Annotated in this window: 21 protein-coding genes; 9 read left to right on the top strand and 12 right to left on the bottom strand. The window is 57.3% G+C overall.

Translation table 11 applies throughout. The features are described from left to right. Positions 1–19: 19 nt before the first annotated feature. From ACYZT0_RS16230 to ACYZT0_RS16200, 7 genes are all read right to left on the bottom strand, one after another. A complete protein-coding gene (locus tag ACYZT0_RS16230) occupies positions 20–1138 on the bottom strand; it encodes a DNA glycosylase AlkZ-like family protein (RefSeq protein WP_462042106.1) in 1119 nt (372 codons plus the stop codon). Between the two features lie 31 nt (positions 1139–1169). Next, positions 1170–1904 (bottom strand): flavodoxin family protein, encoded by a 735-nt coding sequence (locus ACYZT0_RS16225; protein ID WP_462042105.1) that lies wholly within the window; start codon positions 1902–1904, stop codon positions 1170–1172. A gap of 90 nt (positions 1905–1994) precedes the next feature. Further along, positions 1995–3350, bottom strand: coding sequence for a serine hydroxymethyltransferase (locus ACYZT0_RS16220; RefSeq protein ID WP_462042104.1), 1356 nt, complete (start codon positions 3348–3350; stop codon positions 1995–1997). Then, positions 3347–4348, bottom strand: coding sequence for a phosphopantetheine-binding protein (locus ACYZT0_RS16215; protein WP_462042103.1), 1002 nt, complete (start codon positions 4346–4348; stop codon positions 3347–3349). The genes ACYZT0_RS16220 and ACYZT0_RS16215 overlap by 4 nt, the downstream gene beginning before the upstream one ends. After that, on the bottom strand, positions 4341–5519 hold the full coding sequence (locus ACYZT0_RS16210) for a hypothetical protein (RefSeq protein ID WP_462042101.1): 1179 nt from the start codon (positions 5517–5519) through the stop codon (positions 4341–4343). The genes ACYZT0_RS16215 and ACYZT0_RS16210 overlap by 8 nt, the downstream gene beginning before the upstream one ends. A gap of 639 nt (positions 5520–6158) precedes the next feature. Continuing rightward, positions 6159–6728: a DJ-1/PfpI family protein gene (locus ACYZT0_RS16205; RefSeq protein ID WP_462042100.1), complete on the bottom strand. Its 570-nt coding sequence runs from the start codon at positions 6726–6728 to the stop codon at positions 6159–6161. Positions 6729–7708: 980 nt separating this feature from the next. Beyond that, complete coding sequence (locus ACYZT0_RS16200; RefSeq protein WP_462042099.1) at positions 7709–9205, bottom strand: aminotransferase-like domain-containing protein; 1497 nt, start codon at positions 9203–9205, stop codon at positions 7709–7711. Positions 9206–9382: 177 nt separating this feature from the next. On the opposite strand from ACYZT0_RS16200, the gene ACYZT0_RS16195 reads away from it, so the two are divergent. The 6 genes from ACYZT0_RS16195 to ACYZT0_RS16170 all read left to right on the top strand — a co-directional run bounded on the left by ACYZT0_RS16195 (position 9383) and on the right by ACYZT0_RS16170 (position 14430). Next, positions 9383–10153 carry a transporter substrate-binding domain-containing protein gene (locus tag ACYZT0_RS16195; RefSeq protein WP_462042098.1) on the top strand — a complete coding sequence of 257 codons (771 nt, stop codon included), beginning with the start codon at positions 9383–9385 and terminating at the stop codon, positions 10151–10153. A gap of 57 nt (positions 10154–10210) precedes the next feature. After that, positions 10211–11326: a succinylglutamate desuccinylase/aspartoacylase family protein gene (locus ACYZT0_RS16190; protein WP_462042097.1), complete on the top strand. Its 1116-nt coding sequence runs from the start codon at positions 10211–10213 to the stop codon at positions 11324–11326. A gap of 151 nt (positions 11327–11477) precedes the next feature. Further along, entirely contained in the window at positions 11478–12164 is a 687-nt protein-coding gene (locus ACYZT0_RS16185; RefSeq protein WP_462042096.1) for an ABC transporter permease, read from the top strand. A 2-nt stretch (positions 12165–12166) separates the two neighbouring features. Continuing rightward, positions 12167–12871, top strand: a complete 705-nt coding sequence (locus tag ACYZT0_RS16180) for an ABC transporter permease (protein ID WP_462042095.1) — start codon at positions 12167–12169, stop codon at positions 12869–12871. A 30-nt stretch (positions 12872–12901) separates the two neighbouring features. After that, positions 12902–13666, top strand: a complete 765-nt coding sequence (locus ACYZT0_RS16175) for an ABC transporter ATP-binding protein (protein WP_462042094.1) — start codon at positions 12902–12904, stop codon at positions 13664–13666. A gap of 266 nt (positions 13667–13932) precedes the next feature. Continuing rightward, entirely contained in the window at positions 13933–14430 is a 498-nt protein-coding gene (locus ACYZT0_RS16170; RefSeq protein ID WP_462042093.1) for an Lrp/AsnC family transcriptional regulator, read from the top strand. Between the two features lie 196 nt (positions 14431–14626). On the opposite strand, the gene ACYZT0_RS16165 is transcribed toward ACYZT0_RS16170, so the two are convergent. Beyond that, entirely contained in the window at positions 14627–15673 is a 1047-nt protein-coding gene (locus tag ACYZT0_RS16165) for an ornithine cyclodeaminase (RefSeq protein ID WP_462042092.1), read from the bottom strand. A gap of 215 nt (positions 15674–15888) precedes the next feature. On the opposite strand from ACYZT0_RS16165, the gene ACYZT0_RS16160 reads away from it, so the two are divergent. Next, entirely contained in the window at positions 15889–16002 is a 114-nt protein-coding gene (locus ACYZT0_RS16160) for a hypothetical protein (protein ID WP_462046585.1), read from the top strand. A 472-nt stretch (positions 16003–16474) separates the two neighbouring features. On the opposite strand, the gene ACYZT0_RS16155 is transcribed toward ACYZT0_RS16160, so the two are convergent. Continuing rightward, positions 16475–16807: a hypothetical protein gene (locus ACYZT0_RS16155; RefSeq protein ID WP_095131797.1), complete on the bottom strand. Its 333-nt coding sequence runs from the start codon at positions 16805–16807 to the stop codon at positions 16475–16477. Positions 16808–17361: 554 nt separating this feature from the next. Here ACYZT0_RS16155 and ACYZT0_RS16150 point away from each other — a divergent pair. Next, the gene (locus ACYZT0_RS16150) at positions 17362–18084 is read left to right on the top strand and encodes a hypothetical protein (RefSeq protein WP_462042091.1); all 723 of its coding nucleotides are present in this window, start codon (positions 17362–17364) and stop codon (positions 18082–18084) included. Between the two features lie 596 nt (positions 18085–18680). Here the strand turns inward: ACYZT0_RS16150 and ACYZT0_RS16145 are convergent. Beyond that, positions 18681–19658 (bottom strand): IS5 family transposase, encoded by a 978-nt coding sequence (locus ACYZT0_RS16145; RefSeq protein ID WP_462042090.1) that lies wholly within the window; start codon positions 19656–19658, stop codon positions 18681–18683. Between the two features lie 34 nt (positions 19659–19692). Here ACYZT0_RS16145 and ACYZT0_RS16140 point away from each other — a divergent pair, with 34 nt between their 5' ends. After that, positions 19693–20322 (top strand): LexA family protein, encoded by a 630-nt coding sequence (locus ACYZT0_RS16140; RefSeq protein ID WP_462046584.1) that lies wholly within the window; start codon positions 19693–19695, stop codon positions 20320–20322. 39 nt (positions 20323–20361) lie between these two features. Here ACYZT0_RS16140 and ACYZT0_RS16135 read toward each other — a convergent pair whose 3' ends face one another. Both ACYZT0_RS16135 and ACYZT0_RS16130 read right to left on the bottom strand, forming a co-directional pair. Beyond that, a complete protein-coding gene (locus ACYZT0_RS16135) occupies positions 20362–22311 on the bottom strand; it encodes an acetyl/propionyl/methylcrotonyl-CoA carboxylase subunit alpha (protein ID WP_462042089.1) in 1950 nt (649 codons plus the stop codon). Then, positions 22311–23126, bottom strand: a complete 816-nt coding sequence (locus tag ACYZT0_RS16130; protein ID WP_462042088.1) for a gamma-carboxygeranoyl-CoA hydratase — start codon at positions 23124–23126, stop codon at positions 22311–22313. Before ACYZT0_RS16130 ends, ACYZT0_RS16135 begins: the two co-directional genes overlap by 1 nt. Positions 23127–23222 lie beyond the last annotated feature (96 nt).

Below are 23222 nucleotides of genomic sequence, written 5' to 3'. Positions count from 1 at the left end.
GTTCATGCCTTCCCTGTTTTCACGCTGTGATTTCGTTTTCGATCGAGTGAATAGCCCCGATCCGCTCCGCCAGAACCGCGGCAGCCTGAAGTACGGCTTCACGCTCCTGGCCGCCCAGTGTCGAGGCATCGACTGCGATGAAGCGTTTGCTGCCCTTGGCCGCGGTTTTCCAGGTCGCGACAGCCCGGCCACCGATGAGCACCACCGGCCGTCCGTTACCAGCCGTGTCGTAGCCGCCGACACGCTCCAGTTCAAGGCAGTCGCGCTGTCTCGAACCGGGCGCATAGCCCATTACCAACGGGTCCCAGGCCGGCAGGAAGCGGATCTGCGCGCTTGCGAGTGCCTGGTCACGTTGAAGAAACTGCTCAAGACGCGCCAGTCCGGCCTGGCTGTGCCACATCTGGTCTGCGACCCGGCAGGCTGCGCAGGCTTGAAGCAACGCGCGCGCGGTTTCCTTTGAAACCGCGAGCCACCAAGCCAGGTCATCGACCGTGACCGGTCCGTAGTGTTCGAGGTAGCGCCCGGCGATATCGCGCAGTAGCGAGTCGCGATCCAGCGGCACACCGTCACCGGGTAGCAACCCATCGGCTGCAGCCGAATACAGCCAGCGGTTCGACCATTGGTTGGCCGCCGGTATACGAACCAATGCGCCGTCATAGGTAGCAACCGAAGTCAACGCACGAGCCTGGGGTGCCGGCAGGTCGAGGGCACTGCCGATATCCTGCAGACGCACCGCAACGCCATTGCTGAAAGTGATCAGTGCCGGCAGCAGTCGCCGGTAATCCTCCAGGCCAAGCCCTACGTCCCGTAGCCGCCACTCGTGGTTGGCCAGCGGCAGGCGGGTGGCGGCAAAGACTTTGCTTGCCAGCTCGCCGGGAAGGAGGAACTTGGAGCGCCGCATGCCCGGAATACGCAGCAGCTCGCTGTCGTTTTCCATCGCCAGTACGCTCTTGCGATCAAGGTTGCGATTGCGCGCCATGACCGCCAGCCAACTGGTGGGCCGCGCTGAATATACGCCGACATAGGCCTGTGCAATCTGTGCCACTGTTGCTTGCGCCAGGCGCTCGAAGTGTTCCGACACGATCCATTCCCGCAGGTGGGTGTCGGTGAGGCCATTGCAGGCAGTTCTCATGCTCATAAGGTTCTCGATAGCTGTTGGGCTGCGCCGTTCAGTCGCCGACGACATCGAAGTTGCAGCTGCGAGCGGCCTCGACCTGGTACATGTCGGACTTGGCCGGGACGAAGAAATTGCCGTCATTGCCTTCGCGATGGCGTTCTCCAGGTACCGAGACCGGCAGCGCCGGCTGCCCGGTGAGTTGTTCGTAGTCGCGGATCAGACGGGTCATGGAAACCATGCGATCGAGCATCCGGCGCAGCATTTCCATGCCTTCCTTGTCGCCCAGTACCTCGCCTTTCTTGTCGCCCACTAGCATTGCCGGGAAGCCGTAGCCGACCATGATCATGCGATTCAGCAAGGCGCACTGGAGCATCTGGTTGTAGACCTCGACGTGGCCCATGCGCCGGCCGGTCACCATGACCCCGGCAACCTTGTTGGTGAGGGTGCGATCGTGGCGCAGGAACCCGGTGCCGACCCGCTCCAGGAACGCCGACATCAAGGGCGTTGCGCCAAAGCCATGGACGGCACAGGCGAAGATCACGCCATCGCTGGCTTCCATGAGGCGCACTGCACGCGCGGCGTCATCCTTCTGAGCACAGGGCTCGTTGCGGAAATTGCAATCGCCGCAGGCCCCGCAGGGGTCGATTTTGGCGTTGGCCAGTGAAAAAACGTCGAGAATGACATCCTGTTTTTCCAGGTACTCGGCCGCCCACTCCAGCGCTCTGGCGTTGTTGCCATCCACCCGTTCCGAGCCATTGATGGCGACATACTTGATCTTGTCCGTCATGGTGCTTCTCTCTCCTTAGAGTTTGCCTGTTCCCGGGCACGACGATCGCCAGACCGTCGTGCCATGTCTCCAGCGCTGCCAGAGACTGTTTCAGCGTGCCAGGTAGTCAGCGATTGGATACTTCACGCACAGCGCCTCGGCCTCCGCGCAGAATTGCTTGCGCAGTGCCGGGTTCAGGGTGAACTCGCTGTCGCCGAGCGGCGTCACTTGGTCCAGGATCCGGCAGAGCAGGTCGACGATTTGCCGGCAACCCTGCGGGTCGACATGGCGCTGGGCGAGGGCGCCGGTACCGATGCGCAGACCACTGGTGACGAAGGACGAACGCGTTTCGCCGGGCACACGGTTCTTGTTGACGACGATTCCGCAGTGCTCCAGTGCGGTCTCGGCGATAGCGCCGGTCATCGCTGCACGCAGGCGAATCAGAATGGTGTGGTTTTCGCTGCGACCGCCCACTACTTCATAGTCCCGGGCCTTGAATTCGCTGGCCATCACATCCGCCGCAGTGCGGATGCGTTGCATCTCGGCATCGAATTCGGGAGTCATGGCGTAACCCAGTGCAGCGGCCTTGGCTGCCATCATGTTGACGGCGGGCGCGCCTTGCATCCTGGGGAACACCGCCAGTTCGAGCACTCGGCTGAAAGTCGCATCGCGGCCAGGGACTTTTTCATTGGCGTCACGGCCCGAGAGAATCAGGCCGCCACGAGGGCCTGCGAGCTGTTTGTGGGTACAGGTAGTGGTAACGTGCGCTGCGTCGATCGGGCTCGGATGGCGCCCGGTCGCCACTAGACCGGCAATATGCGAGATGTCGGCCATCAGGATGGCGCCGGCTTCATCGGCGATCCGGCGGAAGCGTTCGAAGTCCACGACCCTGGAATAGGCCGTGGCACCGCAGATGATCAGTCGCGGCCGATGCTCCAGGGCCAGCCTGCGGACTTCGTCGTAGTCGATCAAGCCTTCTTTAGTGGTGCCATAACCGATGGCGTTGTAGTAAGTGCCTGAGAAAGTCACGGGGCTGCCATGGGTCAGGTGGCCACCGTTATCCAGGGCCATGCCCAGTAGCGTGTCGCCAGGTTCGAGCAGGGCCGCGAGTACCTGGTAGTTGGCGCTGGAAGCCGAGTGCGACTGGACACCGGCATATTGCGCAGAAAAAAGGTCCCGGGCACGCTGGATCGCCAGGGACTCAACCAGATCCACGTTCTCGCAACCGGCGTGATAGCGGCGTCCGGGAACACCTTCGGCGGTCACGTTGACCAGCGCGGAGGAGGACGCGGCCAGGGTGCGGGGCTTGACCGCACAGCAAGAGGCAACCAGCGAGAGGGTGCGTTGCTGGCGAGCGACCTCGGCGTCCAGGATCCGCGCCAGTTCGGCATCATGTTCCTGAAGATCGGCCAGGCCACGTTTGAGCAGATCGGCCTGGGTGAGAAGTGGTTGATGATTGACTGTCATGACTTGCTATCCCTTCCATTGGCGTTGTGTGCTGCGAAAGACAGCACGGTTTCCTCAACCTCGTGTGCATGGGTACGCACGAAGTAATGCCCGCCACCGGCGAGGGTTGCGGCTTGGGTGACGTTGATGAACTTGCTCCATTGCGCGAGTACGACTTCAGGCTCGGCGGTGGCCGGATCCTCATCGCCCAGCAGCACCAATGCCGATACGCCATGTGCCGGGTACTGCGCCAGGTAGCGATAGGCTTCGCAGGCGATCAGATGGTCTCTTCGACCGCGAGCCAGCATGCTCTCGACCTGACTGTCGAGCAGTCCGGTGAAGGCGCCCAGTGAACGCAGGTATTCGGTCCAGATCTGGTCCGAAGTGGTTTCGGCGGCGCGAATTGCGACATCTGCATCCAGCACCGGGCGCGAGGCAGCAACCACCAGCGAGAGGTGTTTGTGGCTACCGGTCATGCTTGAGGCAATGCACGCTGCGGTCGCCGCGCCGGCGCAGTGGCCGTAGATCACCAGGTGGGCGGCGCCGATCCCTTCGATTTCGGTGGCAAGGATGTCGAGCAGGGCTTGAAAGTCCGAGGCGTTCTCGACCTCGAAGTCACCGAAATCCACGCCGAAAACCTGTACATCCGGGTTGCCTTGAAACAGGTTGCGGTAGGCCGTGGCGTCTCCGCCGCCGAAAGGAACCGCAATCACCGCGGTCGAACCTGCGGCTGCTTGCGCATCGCCAAAACAGACCAGGCGAGCGGCTTGTCGGGTGGCTGCGTAGACAATGCGTCGAGCCAGGCCCGCTGCCGTCGGATGCTCGAAAAGAGTCACGATGGGCAAATTGCAAGACAGGCGCGACATCACGCGAATAGCGTCGAAGGAGTCGCCGCCGAGGTTGAAGAAATTGTCTGCATGGCCAACATGCGGCAACTTGAGCACCTCGGCGAAAGTGGCGCAGACGCGAGCCACTTCATCGGCAAGGACTTGTTCATCGAACTGGATGTTTTCAGTCATTCCATTCACTCCTATCCATAAGTACATCAGCGATTTCATTGAGCAGATTGGTGGCTGCACTGGGGTTGCAAAACGGCCCCTCGATCTCCAGAAGCAGTTGCGAAGCACCTGTGCGCCGTATGTCGATTCCCACCGGAAAAGTTGCACTCATCACCTGTGAGGCCGGGATGCCGCGCTGGCCGGCGCCATTGATGAACAGTTCGGACGCTCGACAGCATTCCAGCGCCTGACGCGCTGCCGGACAGCGACGGGCACGTGCCTCAAGGCTGATTTGCCCGGGGAGAGGATGCGCTCCAGGGTTTGCCAAGGAGAGTGGAACAAGGCCCGTCATCATGCCGATGGCATCCTGCTGGTCAGCCTCGCGCCAGTTATGCGAAGAACACAGGGTGTCGCCCTCGACGATGACATCGGCCCGCTGCAGGCAACTCAGGAGATTCGCCATGGGAGGCTTGTCGACATTGATCGAGGCAACGTCCAAGGTGCGCTGCATACTCATGCGCTGCCCTTGGGCGTTGAAGGCCAGGCATCCGGTTTGCAGCAGACGCACAGGCGCCATGGGTTGCGCCACAGATGTGAGCAGCCCGCCATCAACGTCCGCGTACAGTGCTTGTGCCTGGACATAATCGTCATAGAACCCACGCCCTCGACGCATATGCGCCAGCACTGAGTCGACCTCGGCGGATTGCGCTGCTTGCAGCAGGCGCGCCAGAACCGCGAGGCTATGTTCGTCGGCCAACCCATGATGGATCGAGAGGAGACAGTGCAATCCGGTGCTAGTGGCCAGGCTGCCGGCGGCAAATAGCGCAGTGCCGGATCTGACAGCTAGCTGGGCCTTGCGCAAGGCCTCGGGAGCGCTGATCTCGCGAACATCGAGAATTTCAAGATAGTGACCCAGTTCCCCGCCCCATCCAGCGATCACCAGATGACGCAAGAGTCCGAGATCCGGGTCGGCGCCGTCCTTGAGAGGTATTACAGTGGAAACTTCCTGGGAGACCCCGGTGTAGAAGCCCTGGGCGACCATGGCCTTGGCCTCGACACTGAGTCTGGCGTCGGCAAGCACCTGCATCATGCCCATCTGTTCGATTGATTCTGTGGTCGGGCCTTGAGCTGTTGTTTTTGACATGTCAGGTCCTCGGCGCGCAGGCATCATCAGGCGGCGATTTCGATCCATTGGAGAAAGCATTTACGGGCACACGCATCTCTCCCGTTCAGTGGGAAAGCCATAGGGCGCGCACAGTTTTTTGTACGACAGCCTTAGGCGGCCATGTCGTTTAAATGCGTCGGTTATTTACTTTTTTTGAGCGGGCCGATCAGTTTCTAAGGCGCGCGCAAAGGAGGGGGCGTGACGGAGCGTCGGGCAGGGTTCTGAGGGTGTGAGAATCATTGCTTGTAGCATTTCGCTCAAGGGCTGAGGTGCTGAAGGCGGGGATTGCAGGGGGGCTGGCAGGTTCCGGAAAACAATATCGGCAAACAAAAACATTAAGCCATTCCTTAGCTTTGGTTAGAAAAATGTCGCCTCTTGGCGATCTAAATAAAGCATCCTTTGACACGGCTCCAAGTTCATCCTGATGGAGCCAGGGTAAACCCCTGCGCGTCATAAGCGAAATCTTAGTCGGTAATTTCATAAGCGCAAGTAAGTTTCTTCCGTTTTGTAAAAAAATATCGGACCGCTCTAGGCTGCCGCTCAGCAGTGGAAAACATTGTGAGCCTGCCATCAGCGTGGGAGTCGTGGAATGGGTCAAAGCCGGAGGTGCGCTACGGCCGAGTAACAGGCCGCGGCGCCAGGGGAGAGGTAGAGGGGCGCGGGGGCTCAGCAGTGAATGTGTTCAGCCGCATGCATGGCCAGGTAGGCATCGAGCTTCTTGTCGTTCAAACCCAAGGTGTTAAGAATTTGCGCCATGAAGCTGACAGGAGCGCTACCAGGCGCCGTGACCACACCCTGGTCGGCAACGGCATATGGCACATCCTGGTAATAATCCGCTCCGCGGTAATGCACCAGCTTCAGGTTCTCAGCGGAGTTGGACGTATGTTGCAAGTGATCCAGTACTCCAGCCTGGGCCAGGACGCGGGTGCCATCACAGATTCCTGCAACGACGATTTTCTTTGCGTGGGCCGCGCGAACCAGCGCCTCGATTGCTGGTGCTTTGTCTGTTTTCCAGATAGGGCTTCCCGTCACGATCAGCAAGTCGATATCTTCCAGCTGGATGGCTTCGATGGCCAGGTTCGGGATGATGATCATTCCTCCTGATGAGGTCACTGGCTTGCTGCCGGGGGCTGCGAAACGAGTGTCGAAGCCATAGTAGGCTCGTCCCGTGGAGTTGATGAGTGCTGGTTCCCAGTCAGAGAAATTCTCGGTGAGAATAGTGACGGCACGTACCATTTGAGTGTCCTTCTCAAGTATCCATGATGATCAACAGCAATTATCCAGGATGGTTGTCCTGGCGCGTATTGCTATTGAGTGTAGACGCTGACGGCGCTGGTGAATGATGGGGGCTGAGTATCGTCGGGATGCATCTCATTGGACAATGACAGTGGTCAAATGGTCGTCAGGTTGAGCATTAAGATCAGAGAGGGGATGCTTCGGTAAAGTTACGTAACTGATTGATTATCAAAATATAAATCTAATAAATAGTTGTTTGGTTGAGTTGGCTAGTTATACTCGGATACCTGATAGAGGTTATTAGTGGCTGTGGCGCTTGGTGCATAGACTACCCTCAAGAACACCTGAGATTTATACGTTTGACCTTGATGCTCTATTGGTAGGCAAGAGGGGCAAAACCTACCGCAACCGATGATTACGGGCACGGTTGACACTACAACACGAGTGATAACAGGTAATCTTTCGACTGACAAACCCCAAGCTCTGACAGCTATGCGGAGCTTTGAAATTTCAGGCACGCCAGGCGAGCCAAGGTTAACAGGCGAGCGCGGTGCTACTCTGCAAATTGGAGGCGACGAGCAGTCGCTTTAAGTCATTCCGGTTCGTCAGGACGCCGAAGCAGCGGACCTGGCGCCGCTAGTCCGGAGCGTTTAAGCCGCTCACAGCTCGACAGCAAAGCCATTGATGCCGAGGTGGTCATGGAAGAAGCACGGAGCACGACATAGTGGAAAGCTGTACGGTGCTTTTTGCCGTTTGCTGTTGGGCGTGATCTGGCTGCTCTGGGGCGAAGGCTGCCCTTAGGCGAGCGTCCGCTTTTGGCCGATTGCTGCCTGTCGTGAGGGGCTGCAATCGACCCACAGCTGCCGGTGAGCGCTGGCAAAATCCGGCCAATAGGGGTCTTTACATTGAGACCCCCCCAGTCGTTAACCGATCCACAGGCCAAGAAAAAACTTAATGGCGTGTCCGGAATTAGTTGACCACTACAAGTTCTGATGGGCTTCGGCTAGAAAGCTCCAGACAGACGGGTTCTCGCTGAAAGCCACGTTGAAACGCAGCCAAGGCGTCGCTTGCAGGGAAGGGCGGAAGATACAGCCGGGTGATAACAGTATGTTCTGCTTGAGTCCGGCACGCGTCAGAGCCACTGGATCAAAATCGGCCTTGCTACTGCCGATCCACAGGTAGGGAGTGGGGGCGGCGGGCGCCCAGCATTGCCAGCCGAGTTGTTGCAGTTGTTGTCGCGCGGACAATTGCGCGTTGAGCAGCCGAGCGCTCAACTTCTGGCAGCGTTTGCGCTGGGTGCCGTCGTTGAGCATCTGCAGTGCTAACTGTTCACTCAGTTGCGAACTGTACAACCCGGTGGTCATCTTATAATGCAGCAGGGCTTCGGCCACCGCCGGTTCGGCAGTGATGAAGCCGACGCGTAGCGAGGCGGCCAGAGTCTTGGAGAAGCTGCCGATGTGGATAACCCGCTGCAGATTGTCCAGGGCCGCCAGCGGTGCCTGATTGTCGCCGACCAACTGACCGGACACATCGTCCTCAACGATCCAGCAGTCATGGGTGTCAGCCAGTTGCAGCACACGATGCGCCACGGCCGGGCTGTAACTGGCCCCGGTCGGGTTCTGCAGCCAAGGATTTGTGAAGAACGCTTTGGGTTGATGCAGCGCCAGTAACTCGTCGAATTTTCCCACATCCGGCCCCTGCGGAGTCCAGGGTACACCGATGGCTTTGACCTTGTGATCGCGCAGGTTGGCCAGCAGGTTGATGTAGCCGGGATCATCCACCAGCACGCAGTCTCCGGGTTGCAGCAGGGCGCGGACCACCAGATTGAGCGCCTGGCTGGCACCGTTGGTGAGCACAATATGGTCTGTGTGCGCGGGAACGCCGCGATCACTCAGGTAGCGCTGGATCCAGCTTCGCAAACCATGGTCGCCACGGGATTCACCATACTCGGTAATCAGGCCGCTGGAGCGGCCCAGGGCGCGCATCGCCAAGTGCAGGCCTGGCTCATCCAGCCATGTGTGCGGCAGACCGCCACTGCCTGGCTGCAGGGCATCCGCATCTGGGTGAAAGGCGTCATCCAACAGCCAGTAAACATCGCTGAGCGGCGCTGTGATGCGCTGCTGCTCGACGCCAGGGGTGGTTTGCGCGACGAAGAAACCATTGCCTTTACGCGCCTCGACATAGCCCAAAGCAACCAGACGGTCGTATGCCTGAACCACGGTGAAGGTGCTGACATCGAACTCCTTGGCCGCGGAACGGATAGACGGCAGGCGAGTGCCCTGGGCCAGTTGGCCGTGTTCGATGCGCTGGGAAAAGTGCTCTACCAGTTGACCGATGAGTGAGGTTTTACGAGCAAGTTCCATTGGCTGGGGGGGTACATCCGCTGGCTGAAGGGCAATGGCCGCCATTTTAGGAGTGCTGGCCCAGGAAAGGAAGTTACCGGTGCAGTCGCCAGGGGGGATCGTTCTTTTGTCCATCATTGGATCTATCTGCCTGTGCAGGGCGGTCGTGCGCCCCGATTTTTCGTCGCCCCCTGTACAGGTTTTTCAACTAATACAGGTGCGGTCCATTTAGGGGTTGCTGTGTATGGAGCTTGAACGCAGAAGAGATAACTTGGAGGGGCGTTACCAGCACTCATCAGAGGAACACCCCAGATGCGCACAATAAAAAGAATACTCATCGGCTCTTTCATCTTCGCCAGTTGCAGTTTTGCCCAGGCAGAAACCCCAATCGTCCGGATTGCCATTGAAGGGGCCTATCCTCCGTACAATTTCGTCAATCCGGACGGCAGCCTCGGTGGCTTCGATGTCGACATCTCCAACGCCCTATGCGCGCAGATGAACGTCCAGTGCAAGCTGATCAAGCAGGACTGGGACGGCATCATTCCCGGGCTGATGGCGAAGAAGTACGACGCCATTGTCTCCTCCATGGCTATTACCCCGGAGCGCGAGCAAAAGGTCGCATTCTCGGACAAGTATGAGGGTGGCTACTCCATGCTGTTCGGCAGAAAAATTCTGTCAGACAGCGGCCCGGCGGCGCTAAAGGACAAGGTTATCGCCGTGCAGAAAGGCTCGATTCAGGAGAACTTCGCCAAGGGCTACTACGAGAACACTGGCATCCGCGTGCAGCGCTACCCGGATACGCAAACTGCGCTGATGGATCTGAACTCGGGACGTGTGGACGCCGTCGTTCTGGAAGTGGGGATCATCTACGACACGCAGAAAGATTCGAGCCTGAGCGCTTTCCATGCCTTTGGCGATAAGTTCAATGACCCTAAATACTTTGGCGCAGGCTCCGGGGTTGCCGTACGCAAGAACGATCCGGCATTGGTTGGGCAATTCAATCAGGCGCTCAAGACCATTCTCGCCAATGGCACCTACAAGCAGATAAACGACAAGTACTTCCCTTACAACCAGTACGAGTGATGTCTCGCCTGGCGTCGGCTTTTCCACGCCAGGCTGGGCTCTGAATAGGGATATCCCATGCAAAAGCAACAACATGCGCTTGTAGTGCAATCCTTGGGCCGCCCGCGCGAAATCATCAGCCTGCACTTCGGCCCGCAAGGGCAGGGGCCCAAGGCTTACCTGCAGGCTGGCCTGCATGCCGACGAACACCCCGGCATGCTGGTGCTGCATCACCTGAAACTGCGTCTGCTGGAACTCGAGGCTGCTGGCCGGCTAACCGGTGAAGTGGTGCTGGTACCGATCGCCAACCCGATTGGTCTGAGCAACTACGTATTCGGCCGCCAGTTGGGGCGTTTCGAGCTGTCCAGCCGGGAAAACTTCAATCGTCACTACCTTGACCTGGCCGAACTGGTGCGTGAGCAGGTGGCCGACGAGTTAGGAAAGGATGTCGACGCCAACGTGGCACTGATTCGCCAGTGCATGCGCAGCAGCCTGCAAGCGTTGCAGCCCCGCACCGAGCTTGAATCGATGCGCCTGACCCTGCTGCGTCTGGCCTGCGATGCCGACTGCGTGCTCGATGTGCACTGCGACAGCGAGGCCATGGTGCATCTCTATGTGCATAGCGAGCAGCAGGCTGAAGCCCGTGTGCTGGCGGGCCTGACTGGCGCGTATGCGACTCTGCATGCCCAGAAGCAGGGCGGCAACTCCTTCGACGAAACCTTCACCGCGGCTTGGTTTGCCCTGCGTCAGGCCTTTGCGCCGCATCCGATTTCCATGGCCACCTTTGCCGCCACGGTCGAGCTGCGCGGTACCAGTGATGTCAGCCATGAACTGGCTCAGGCCGATGCCGAGGCGCTGCTCGCCTACCTCGGTCACAGGGGGTTGATTGCTGACGCGCAGCCGGTGCTGGCACCGCCATTGTACGAGCCGACACCATTGGAAGGCGTTGAAGTGCTAAATGCGCCGCACGCCGGGCTGGTGGCTTACCGTGCGCCGGTCGGCAGCTGGGTCGAGCCGGGCACCGTTTTGGCCGATGTTATCGATCCACTGACTGATCGGGTCAGCACCCTCACCAGCAACATTTCCGGCGTGTTCTACGCGCGGGTGCTAGAGCGTTTCACCGAAGCCAATACCGAGCTGACCTTCGTCGCAGGGCAAGTGCCGCTGCGTAGTGGATGTTTGCTCGGTGCCTAAGGATTAACCCCTCGGTCAAGCAAGGCTGGTAACAGGAATAACAATAAGATGACCATGAAATTACGTTTCCCGTTGGCACTGATCGGCAAGCACATACTGGCGGGCACCCGCACTGGCGAAGACTTACGCGTCAGCACCGCTTGGAGGAAACATGTTTAACGGATACCTCCCGGCGATTCTCGCTGGCGTGCTGACTACCCTTGAGGTGGCGCTGTTGGCGTTGCTGCTAGCCATTTTGCTGGGGCTGACGGGGGCCTGTCTCAAACTCTCGCCATTCGCCTGGCTGCGCTGGCCGGCGCATCTGTACACCACCATCATGCGGGGCGTGCCAGACCTGGTGGCCATGCTACTGCTGTTCTACGGCATGCAGGTGTTCTGCAACGTCTTCACCGAGGCTTACGGTCTGGCGCAATGGGATATCGATCCATATGTTGCCGGAGTCATTACCTTGGCACTGATTTACGGCGCGTACTTTTCCGAAACCTTTCGAGGTGCCTTTCTTGCTGTCCCGGCAGGTCAGTTGGAGGCGGGTGTCGCCTACGGGATGAGCCGTGCTCAGGTATTTCGCCGCGTACTGTTCCCTCAAATGATGCGCTTCGCCTTGCCAGGTTTGAGCAATAACTGGCTGGTGCTGCTCAAGAGCACCGCCATCGTGACCATGATCGGCCTGCAGGACATGACCTGGATGGCGGATCAGGCTGGCCGGGCCACTCGTCAACCGTTCCTCTTCTACATGCTGGTCTGCCTGCTCTACCTGGGCCTGACGGCTTGTTCGCAAGGTGCACTCGCCACCTTGAGTAAGCGCTATTCCCTTGGTGTACGGCACGCGGAGATTTGATCATGATTGACCTGCAACCCCAGATCATCCTCGACAACTTGCCACTGTTTTTTGCTGGCTTGCTCATGACCCTCAAACTCACTGGCTGCTCCTTACTGATCGGCCTTCTGTTGGCCATGCCATTGGCGCGCCTGCGAGTGTCGCGCAATCGCTGGTTGAGTCAGTCAGTCTGGGCCTACACCTACTTTTTCCGCGGTACGCCGATGCTGCTGCAATTACTGGTGCTGTATTACGGTTTTGCACAGTTCGAATGGGTACGTAACAGCTTGTTCTGGCCCTACCTGCGCGAGCCTTACTGGTGTGCCTTGATTGCCTTTGCGCTGAATACCTGTGCTTACACCACTGAAATATTTGCAGGTTCGATGCGCAACATTCCACCGGGTGAGATCGAGGCCGCGCGTGCCTACGGGATGACTCCTATGACACTGCTGTGTCGGATAATCCTGCCGTCGGCCTTGCGGCGTGCCATCCCGTCCTACAGCAATGAAGTGATTTTGATGCTACAGGGGTCATCCATCGCCAGTGCGGTAACCCTCATGGATCTCACAGGGGCAGGCCGCAGTGTCTACTCGGACTACTACGCTCCGTTCGAGGCGTTTCTCTTTATTGGCATGGTTTACATGGTCATGACCTTCGCTCTGGTAGGCCTCTTCAGGCTACTGGAAGTGCGCTACCTGGCTTATTTGGCGCCACGCACGGCAAATTGAGTCGTCTTATACCGTTCAAGAGGAATAACAATGACAACCCTCGTCGTAGAAAATATTCACAAGCAATACGGCAACAAGGAGGTACTCAAGGGTGTTTCGCTGACTGCGCAAAAGGGCGATGTGATCAGCATCATCGGCTCCTCGGGTTCGGGTAAAAGTACCTTCCTGCGTTGCATCAACTTCCTGGAAAAACCCAATGCCGGGGCGGTCCGCCTAGGCAGCGAAGACATCCGTCTGGGCACTGATCGCCGCGGTGAGTTGCAGGTGCTCGATCACCAGCAACTGCAGCGCATGCGCACCAGGCTGGCCATGGTGTTTCAGCACTTCAACCTGTGGTCGCACCTGACCGTACTTGAGAACGTTATCGAGGCGCCCATCCATGTGCTTGGTCTGAGTCGCGCCGCAGCATTGAACCGTGGTCAGAAGTATCTGCAGCAGGTGGGGCTCGGTGAGTTCGCCAATGTCTATCCGGCGCACTTGTCCGGTGGCCAGCAGCAGCGGGTGGCAATTGCTCGCGCGCTGGCCATGGAACCGGACGTGTTGCTGTTCGACGAGCCGACTTCAGCCCTCGACCCGGAACTGGTCGGCGAGGTGCTCAAGGTTATGCAGGGCCTGGCCGCCGAAGGCCGCACGATGATTGTAGTGACCCATGAGATGGCCTTTGCCCGCGAGGTATCGACTCAGGTGATCTTCCTGCACAACGGCCAGATAGAGGAGCAAGGTACTCCCCAGCAAGTTTTCAGCCAGACCAAAAGCGAACGCCTGCGCCAATTTCTCTGTGGTGCTCTGAAGTAAGCCTGCCCTGACGCGGCAACGCCTGATAACAGAATCACCGTCACCTGGGACAAAGTCCTTCGCTTGCTCAAATGCAGCACTCTGGCCTTGACCGCCAGCGCTGCAACCCGATGACGTTAGCCGGACTCGCTGGCGGCCACCTATACCCAAGGCGCGCAAGCACCTTGGATCTGTTGGTCGTTATGTTGTGCAAGGTGGCGTGGCCAAGGATCTGAATCCCTAGTAGACCACCTCGGCTCTCCGATTGAAGTGAACAAGAATCCAAGATGAATACTAAAGAAATAAATCCGCTTGCCCCCCATGCGCTGGATCGTATCGACCAAGCCATTTTAGAGGTGTTACGCCATGACGGCCGGATAACCTATGAAAAGCTATCGAGCTTAGTTCATTTGACGCCCCGACCTTGCCAGGAAAGAGTACGCAAACTTGAGCGGCAAGGGTTTATTCGGGGCTACAGCGCGATTATCGATATGCAGGCGGTCTCGCCAGGGTTATCGCTGCTGGTGCTGGTGGCGTTGTCTAATCAAAGTGGGCGAACCGCCCAGAAAGCGTTTGAAAACACCGTAAAAACGTGTGCGCATGTGCTCGATTGCCAATTGATCACAGGGCCGTTCGACTACAGTCTGCGTATGCGTTGCAAGGATATGGAACACTACCGTGTTGTTACGGAGACTTGGTTGAACAGCGACCAATTGCATATTGATAAACTTGTTGCTCACCCTGAACTGGCGATTGTCAAAACCAGCGTAACAAGCCATCTTTAGATCAGTACCTTGGTATCGATAGTGCAGCTTGAAGCCTGCTGCTTCGCGGTGGAGCAAACCAGGGATCGCCACTGGCAATCCTGGTTTTTTCTGTCGGTGTTGCAACGTCAATGGCTGATATCGTCCGTGAGGTTGTCAGGCGAATGTTTTTTCCCAATCTCCCACCTGCCAGTCTTTAGTTGGGGGGCGCATTGTTTCAAGCTCGAAGCTTTAATTCGGCTGTTGCTGGCGGCTCCAGCAATGCAAACAGGTTTTTGGGATCTTGCAGTTCTGGCACCAGTTGGATATCACTGCCGATGTTGAGTGCTCTTGCAACGTCCAGCACATAGCGCAATGCAGAGTAATCCTCCAGGGCGAAGCCGACCGAGTCGAACAGCGTTACCTCCTTGGCATGTTGTCGAGCTTGCGCCTGACCATTGACGATTTCCCAAAACTCGATAATCGGTGAATCGGCGGGCATCTGCTGTATTTCGCCTTCTATGCGGCTTTGCGGTTCGTACTCAACAATGACCCGCGCACGCTCCACGATGTCTCGGTGCAACTCGGTCTTGCCGGGACAGTCGCCACCCACTGCGTTGAGGTGCATACCGGGTTCTATCATCTCAGGGGTCAAAATCGTCGCGTATGCCTTGTCGGCCGTCACAGTGGTCACGATATCGGCGCCGCGTACGGCGTCTGCGACGGTTGCGGCAATGGTCACGTGTATTGCGGGGTAGGCACGCAGGTTGGCTGCTAGCTTCGCCGTGGCGGCAGGATCGATGTCGTAGAGGCTGAGTTCGGTAATGCCTAACAGTGTGTGAAACGCCAAGGCCTGGAATTCGCTTTGCGAGCCGTTGCCGATGAGTGCCATGCGACGGCTATCTGGCCGGGCCAGGTAACGAGCCGCAAGTGCAGAGGTGGCAGCGGTGCGAATTGCCGTGGTCAGGGTCATTTCACTCAATAAAACAGGCTTGCCAGTATCGACATCTCCCAGCGCTCCAAACGCCATGACTGTCAGCATACCGTTGTGAGTGTTCTTCGGATGCCCGTTGACATACTTGAAGGCGTACAAAGCCGCGTCAGACACTGGCATCAGCTCGATTACCCCTTCCGGCGAATGGTTGGCCAAGCGAGCACATTTCTCGAAATCTTCCCAGCGTAGGTAGTCTTGACGAATGTACTCGGCCATTTCAGTCAGGCATTGTGGTAAGCCTCTTTCTTGGACGAGACGGCTCAGGTCGTTTACGTCAATGTAACGGGTCATGTGCGTTCCTTTTTTGGATTAATTGCGGTCCGGGGAACTATTGTCGTGGCAATGGAGGGACTATCTCGGCCAATACGGGTCCATGGCGCAGCGGGAGAAGTCGAAAATAGTGCGTTCACAGCGGAATCGGCTAGGCAGTGCCATTGATGTAGATAGGGGGGCGCTAATAGTTGGCGCATTGGTCTAACGATCGTTTCCGTTCGTCCCTGCACCGGGTGATCAACTCTTCAGGCTATGAGCGCTACTCCATCGCGACTTTTTACGACCCGACGTATAGCGCCAGGGTGGATCCCTGTGATCTGGGTATCGACGGGGCGCAGAGCCTGTAAGCACCAGTTGCCGCGGGTGACTACATACTTAAACGCCGACGACTCAATGGCCTACCGCAAAAAAAACTGATGCCTGGTCGATGAATCTGTTCTAGGCCTTGCGCTTCATCCAACTGTTGTACGAAATCGAGCGTGAAGGCCTTATCACCAGCACCGAGTGGCGAAAGCTTGCTCAGCAAGCCGGAACGTTGTTCGCGAGCACCGCAGAGTGCATGGGCGGGGCGAAGTAGGAGGTGTCGGCTGGATCCTACGAAGCCAATACTACCGGCACAAAGCACGTTGATCTCGGCGACCGCTTTTGGCCGATTTCTGCCTGTCGCCACCCTCAGTTATGTGGCTTGGGGCTGGCGACCAGTTAAACATTGAGAGTTGGATGGAGTGATGGTGTTAAATCGACACGAACCTGTTCGGTGACCCGCGATAACCGAATGCGGTTTAATGCCAGGCGGGCGAGCTAAGTGAGAGTACCCACTTACATCGACTTGACCGAGACCACTTCCACAAACCTGAATTTTTTTCTGGCCGTCTTAGTAGCTTCTTGTTCTGCAACTAGGGAGCTCAGCGTATCGGCCTCATGTACCATCTCGTGCATCTCGCCTTCAAATTCATTTCCCACACGGAGCGTGACTCTCAACCTAGGTGTGAAGCCTTTTGAGACTGTCTTTTTCTTCGCTGCCTTCACCGGTTGCACGATCACAACATCCGGAACTGTGTCCTGCACGTCTGAGTTAATTGCCGGCGCAGAGGGCTCAGAATCACCGAATAGCGCCCGGCGCATCTCATCTTCCATCAATTCTGTGTTCATACCGTTTCTCAGAAGGGTGTTATCTATAACCTGATCGATTCTATCAGGATGGCCGGACTCTGTTGTAAAGCGTCGCCGGGGTGAGACCTCAAGTGGTAAAGGGCCAGCAGATACCGGCGAGCGTCAGCGTCTGTTCATCTGCCGCCTATCATGGCGGGCAGCTGCCATAAGCAGTCTTTCAGACTGGGGAAGTAAATCCCCATTTTCTTCGTTGGTTTGGACAGCAAGCCGTCTTTATTCTCAGGTCGATGGTGCTATCGAATCAGGCAAATCACGAGTCGGATAATAGCGTATTGACACCATTTTCAGATATGCTCAGGAGGCCCTTGACGCCCGGGAGAAGGAATTCACGCCGTACACTCATTGAGCAAAATACACATCAAGACCTTTTGCTTATGTAAGGAGGTGGTGCTGCCATTAGGCGATTTCGCCCCGCTGGTCGATCAGAATAATGCGGGGAAATCTACGACTCTCGATGCGATCAGGTTGATGCTTGCACCTAAATCATTTTCAAAACAGGGTGTGAACCCTGCTTGTTACTTAAAGAGCAAATAATGGCGAATAATTTACACATGAAAAAACTAGCAGTGCTCCTTGCTTTTTCTCTTGCTGGCTGCAGTAACACGCAGAATGACAGAGCTGATTATGTTGTTAAGGGCACAAGCAACGAAATAAGATGCCCCGCACCACCTGCGGACATAGTAGAAACCCTTAAAAAGGGTGATTTAGATTTTAGCCTAAAGTTAAAGGAGATCCAAAAAATAGCACTAAATTCAAATATTGGGATTGAAAGAAAGTACGAAAAGATAAGAGATATTGACCCACAACTTCAAACTATCGAGACGGTTCATTATAGGCTTTGCGTAGAATACACAAACGGAACTTTTACTAAAGATGAATACAAAGAAATTATACGAGGACTTCCCTTGTACAATCTCGGCTCCAAAAGCCCACCTGCAAGCAGTAGTGCCGCCAACCCTAATATCGACTTACCCAAAAAAAGCCCGATTGCCCCTGGGGGCACATGGATTGAGGAGTCCTTGGGTCTTGCGGTAAAAGTAGGCGGAATAGGGGGGACCTGCTTGTCACCTTGCAAGCCTATAATAAAGGCAAGCATGGAAATAAAAACATCCTCCTACATTATGCCGAACTATGAGGCAGTTGCAGGATCTGCAATAGCCTTCACCCATAATAATAAAACGTACAAGCTTACGATTGAGGAGATCAAGACAAAACCTGCCTATATAGTGATTTCCGTAGATGAGGTCAAGGCTTAGCAAGTACACGCTCTCGGGTTGCTTTTTTATGCGCTTAAAGCAACTCCACATACTGATATTAGAGGCAAAAGAACTGGCTTGCGCTCACGGAAATTTCGGCAGAAAGAAAAAACTAGGGCTTAGCATTGTGCAACCTCGCTCTTGGCCTTCCATGATCTGAATCTCTGCCGCATATCAACAATTTGAATGACTGGTTCTGGCCGATAGTTGCCTGTCGTGATCGAAAGCTTCAGATGTAGTAGGGCGTAAAAACTGCGAGGCGATTCAGTTTTTGATGATTCTGTTTCAACTTTTAATGGTACTCGTCGCCTAGTACGTACTGTATTTGTGACGAGAGTTTAAATACTACAATTTGTGTTTTGATGGCCGGAGTCCCCCACGTATCGTGCCGCACATGGATAAATGGATTGAATTGGTCAAGGCCAAGATGAGTGAACTCAAAGTCACTCAAGGGAAGGTCTGAAGTACCCACCGATTTTTGATGCCCTCACTACTTGAGGCTCAAAAAATCATAAGTCGGCGAAAATCAGACCTTTCTTGTCCTTAATCCACGGTTCTTTCCTCTGATTGCACTGTTTCAGGGCAATTGGCCCGCATTACGGACGCACCTCGCCCATACCCATCAACCGTTTTCGCACCATCCACAAGTTCGACAAAGCGAACAACGTTGTCTGCTGCGCGATGTTTTTAAACAAACCACGAAAGCGCACTTTCGTATAACCAAACTGGCGCTTGATCACGCGAAACGGATGCTCAACCTTGGCCCGCACCTGCGCTTTCGCGTATTCGATCTTGCGTCGCATGCGCCCGATCAGACTCTTTTTTGCGTGCTTTTTATAGCTGCTTGGTCGGGCGGCAATCGACCAGATCATCTTGCGATCCTGATGCTCGGGACGTTTGTCCACGCCGGTGTAACCGGCGTCGCCACACACGTAAGTTTCCTCACCGTGCAGCAACTGATCGACCTGCGTCACGTCCGCCACATTGGCCGCCGTGCCCACCAGGCTATGCACCAAGCCGGATTCGGCATCGACGCCGATGTGCGCTTTCATACCAAAAAAGTACTGATTCCCTTTCTTGGTTTGGTGCATTTCGGGATCGCGTTTACTGTCCTTGTTCTTGGTCGAACTCGGCGCGTGAATGATCGTCGCATCGACCACCGTGCCGTGACGCAACAGCAGGCCACGGTCGCCCAGATAGCCATTGATGACCTGCAAAATCCCGCCTGCCAACTCATGTTTTTCCAACAAGCGGCGGAAGTTGAGGATCGTGGTTTCATCGGGAATCCGATCCAGATTCAAGCCCGCGAACTGGCGCAGAATCGTCGTTTCATACAGTGATTCTTCCATCGCCGGATCGCTGTAGCCGAACCAGTTCTGCATCAAATGAACGCGCAACATGGCCATCAACGGATACGCCGGACGGCCCCCTTCGCCCTTTGGATAATGCGGCTCGATCAAAGTAACCAAGCCCTTCCAGGGCACGACCTGATCCATCTCGTTCAGGAAGCGCTCGCGGCGGGTCTGCTTACGTTTGCCGGCGTACTCGGCATCGGCGAAGGACATCTGTTTCATCGGGACTCAACCGTCGTGTTCGTGTCAGGCGGGTATTTCACCAGATTTGGAAGTCTTCTTCAGAGTTTCCCAAGAGATACTCGCCGAACGTCTCGGGATGTCCCAGGGCGGCGTGGGTCACTGGCTGAACAAACGCCGTCAGCCGAGCATCGAAGACATGAACCGTGTCTTGCGGGCGCTCGGGATGGATTTTCTGGAGGTGGCGATGGTGATCCGGGAGCCTTTAGTCCTGCAGGACGACGAGATTTCCCTGACGCAAAAGTACAACCCCTATTTCCGCTACCCAGTCAGCGACTGGCGGGCGCCTGCCGAGGTGCGCGACGGTGAGCTATCGGTGTACGGCAAGCCACGTTTCGAACTGACCGATTACCACGCCCAGGGCGCGGCATTCTGGCTGGTGGTGGTCGGCGATGCGATGACTGCCCCCAGCGGTATCAGCATCGCCGAGGGCATGATGGTCCTGGTGGACCCGGCCATTGTGCCGGAGCCCGGAAAACTGGTGATCGCCCAATGGCCCGACAGCGCCGAGGCGACCTTTCGCAAGCTGATCGAAGAGGGCGGGCAGCGTTATCTGGTCCCGCTCAATCCGACGTATCCGAAAGCCCTTTACACCGAAGAGTGCCGAATTATCGGCGTGGTGGTTCAGGCGACAGCCAGGTTCTAATCAGATCGGCCCTCGCAAGACGTAGGACCGATCTTCATTTCACGCTTCTTCCAACTCGACCAACGCACTGCCTTCACTGACCATCTCGCCTTCCTGGCAATACAGCGCCTTGATCACCCCGGCGTGTGGCGCACGAATGCTGTGCTCCATCTTCATCGCTTCCAGCACCACCAGTTGTGCCCCGGCTTCGACCGTTTGTCCGGCTTCCACCAGTACCCGCACGATGCTGCCATTCATGGGCGCGGTCAGCCCGCCCTGATGGCTGTGACTGGCCTCGACGGCACTGATCGGGTCGTAGGACTCGATGCGGCGCAATTCACCTTCCCATTGCAGATACAGGACATCGCCACGGCGAATTGCCCGATGCTGGCGGCGCAGGCCGTTGTGCTCGGTCAACAGTTGCTCGCCCTTGAGATGTGCCGAGCAGGTGTCGCCCAAAGTCAGCGCCCGGTCTTGTCCTTCGCAGCTCAAATGCAACGTGATTTCGCGCGGCAGTCCGGCTCGGAAACCGTTACTGACACCCCAAGGCGAACTCAGGTCATCGGCACGGGTCGTGTTCGGCTGGCTCTGGGTGAAAGCCTGCGCGGCGGCTTGCCAGAACTCGTCACTGAGGTCCGAGGCAACTGGCAGCAGTTCTTCCTGATAACGCGGAATGAACCCGGTATCCAGTTCGGCTGCAGCGAACGCCGGATGGCCGACTATTCGGCGCAGGAAGTTGATGTTGGTCTTGAGCCCGCCAATGGCAAACTCATCGAGCATGCTCAACAGCCGCAGTCGCGCCTGTTCACGATCCTCGCCCCAGGCAATAAGTTTGCCGAGCATCGGGTCGTAGAACGGCGAGATCTCGTCGCCTTCTTCAACGCCGCTGTCGACCCGACGCCCCGGACCTTCAGCCGATTCACGGTACAACTCCAGTCGACCGGTCGCCGGCAGGAAATCATTGCCCGGGTCCTCGGCATATAAGCGCACTTCGATGGCATGGCCGATCAGCGGAACCTCGGCTTGAGTCATCGGCAGCGCTTCGCCGCGGGCCACACGAATCTGCCAGGCCACCAGATCGAGGCCGGTGATGGCTTCGGTGACCGGGTGTTCTACTTGCAGACGAGTGTTCATCTCCATGAAGAAGAACTCACCGCGCGAATCCAGCAAAAACTCCACGGTGCCAGCGCCGACATAGCCGATGGCCTGTGCCGAACGCACGGCCGCTTCGCCCATGGCGCAACGAAGTTCCGGGCTCAAGCCTGGAGCGGGTGCTTCTTCAACGACTTTTTGGTGCCGACGCTGAATCGAGCAGTCACGTTCGTTGAGGTACAGGCAGTTGCCATGCTGGTCGGCGAAGACCTGGATTTCCACGTGACGCGGTTTGAGCAGGTACTTCTCCACCAGCATCCGCGAATCGCCGAACGACGATTGCGCTTCACGCTGGGCAGAGGCCAGGGCTTCGGCCAATTGACTGACGTCCTCGACCACTTTCATGCCTTTGCCGCCACCCCCCGCAGTGGCCTTGAGCAGCACCGGATAACCGATGCGTTCGCAGGCGTCGCGGAAGGTGTCGAGGTCCTGAGCTTCGCCGTGGTAACCAGGCACCAATGGCACGCCTGCGGTTTCCATCAAGGCTTTGGCGGCGGATTTGCTGCCCATCGCGTCGATGGCCGAGGCGGGTGGGCCGAGGAAAATCAGGCCCGCTTCTTCGATGGCGCGGGCGAACCCGGCGTTCTCGGACAGAAAGCCATAACCCGGATGAATCGCCTGAGCGCCGCTGGCCTTGGCGGCGGCGATCAGTTTGTCGATTTGCAGGTAACTGTCAGCGGCTTTGCTGCCACCGAGGTCAACGCGAATGTCCGCTTCCCGGCTGTGTCGGGCTTCACGGTCGGTGGCACTGTGAACGGCCACGGTGGTCAGGCCCAAAGCCTTGGCGGTACGCATCACCCGGCAAGCGATTTCGCCGCGGTTGGCCACCAGCAGGGTGGTGAGAACAGGTGCGCTCATCAACGCGACTCCTTGGTGGTGATTGCGGCTTGCCAGCTCGGCGGACGTTTTTGCAGAAAGGCCCGCAGGCCTTCCTGGCCTTCGGGGCTGACGCGGATGCGGGCGATGGCGTTTTCGGTGTAGCGCCGCAGCGCCGGGGTCAGCGCGCCGTGGCCGACTTCACGCAGCAAGTCCTTGCTGACGCGCATGGCGGCAGGGCTGTTGAGCAGCAAGTTGTCGATCCATTGCTCGACGTTCAGTTCCAGCTCCGCGATCGGATAACTCTCCGACAACAAGCCGATTTCCCGCGCTCGTTGTCCGCCGAAACGCTCGGCGGTCAGCGCGTAGCGACGTGCCGCGCGTTCGCCGATGGCTTTTACCACGAATGGACTGATCACCGCTGGCGCCAGGCCGATGCGCACTTCCGACAGGCAGAACTGCGCGTCGTCGGCGCCGATGGCCATGTCGCAACAACTGATCAGGCCCAGCGCGCCACCGAATGCAGCGCCTTGCACCACCGCCAGCGTCGGGACTTTGAGCTTGGCGAGGTTGTACATCAACTCCGCCAGTTCCCGGGCGTCGTCGAGATTGGTGTGGTAATCGAGTTCGGCCGATTGTTGCATCCAGGCCAGGTCTGCTCCGGCGCTGAAATGCTTGCCGCGTCCGCGCACCAGCAGAAACCGCAGGCTGGCGTCGCTCGACACCTTGTCCAGGGCGAGGATCAGTTCGCGGATCATTTCGGCGTTGAAGGCGTTGTTCTTTTCTTCACGGCTGAGCCACAGGGTGGCGAAGCCACGCGGGTCGGTCAGCAGTTCGAGGGTGTTGAAGTCGCTCATATTTGTCCGTCTCCACAACTCATTCGTGTAGGAGCGAGGCTTGCCCGCGAAAGCGATTTTTCAGTCACATCTGTATTGGATGTACCGACGCCTTCG

The sequence above is a fragment of the Pseudomonas sp. ZS1P83 genome (assembly GCF_054897825.1).
Note: the sequence above shows the minus strand (reverse complement) of the source record. Positions and strands in the feature narration are given on the sequence as shown.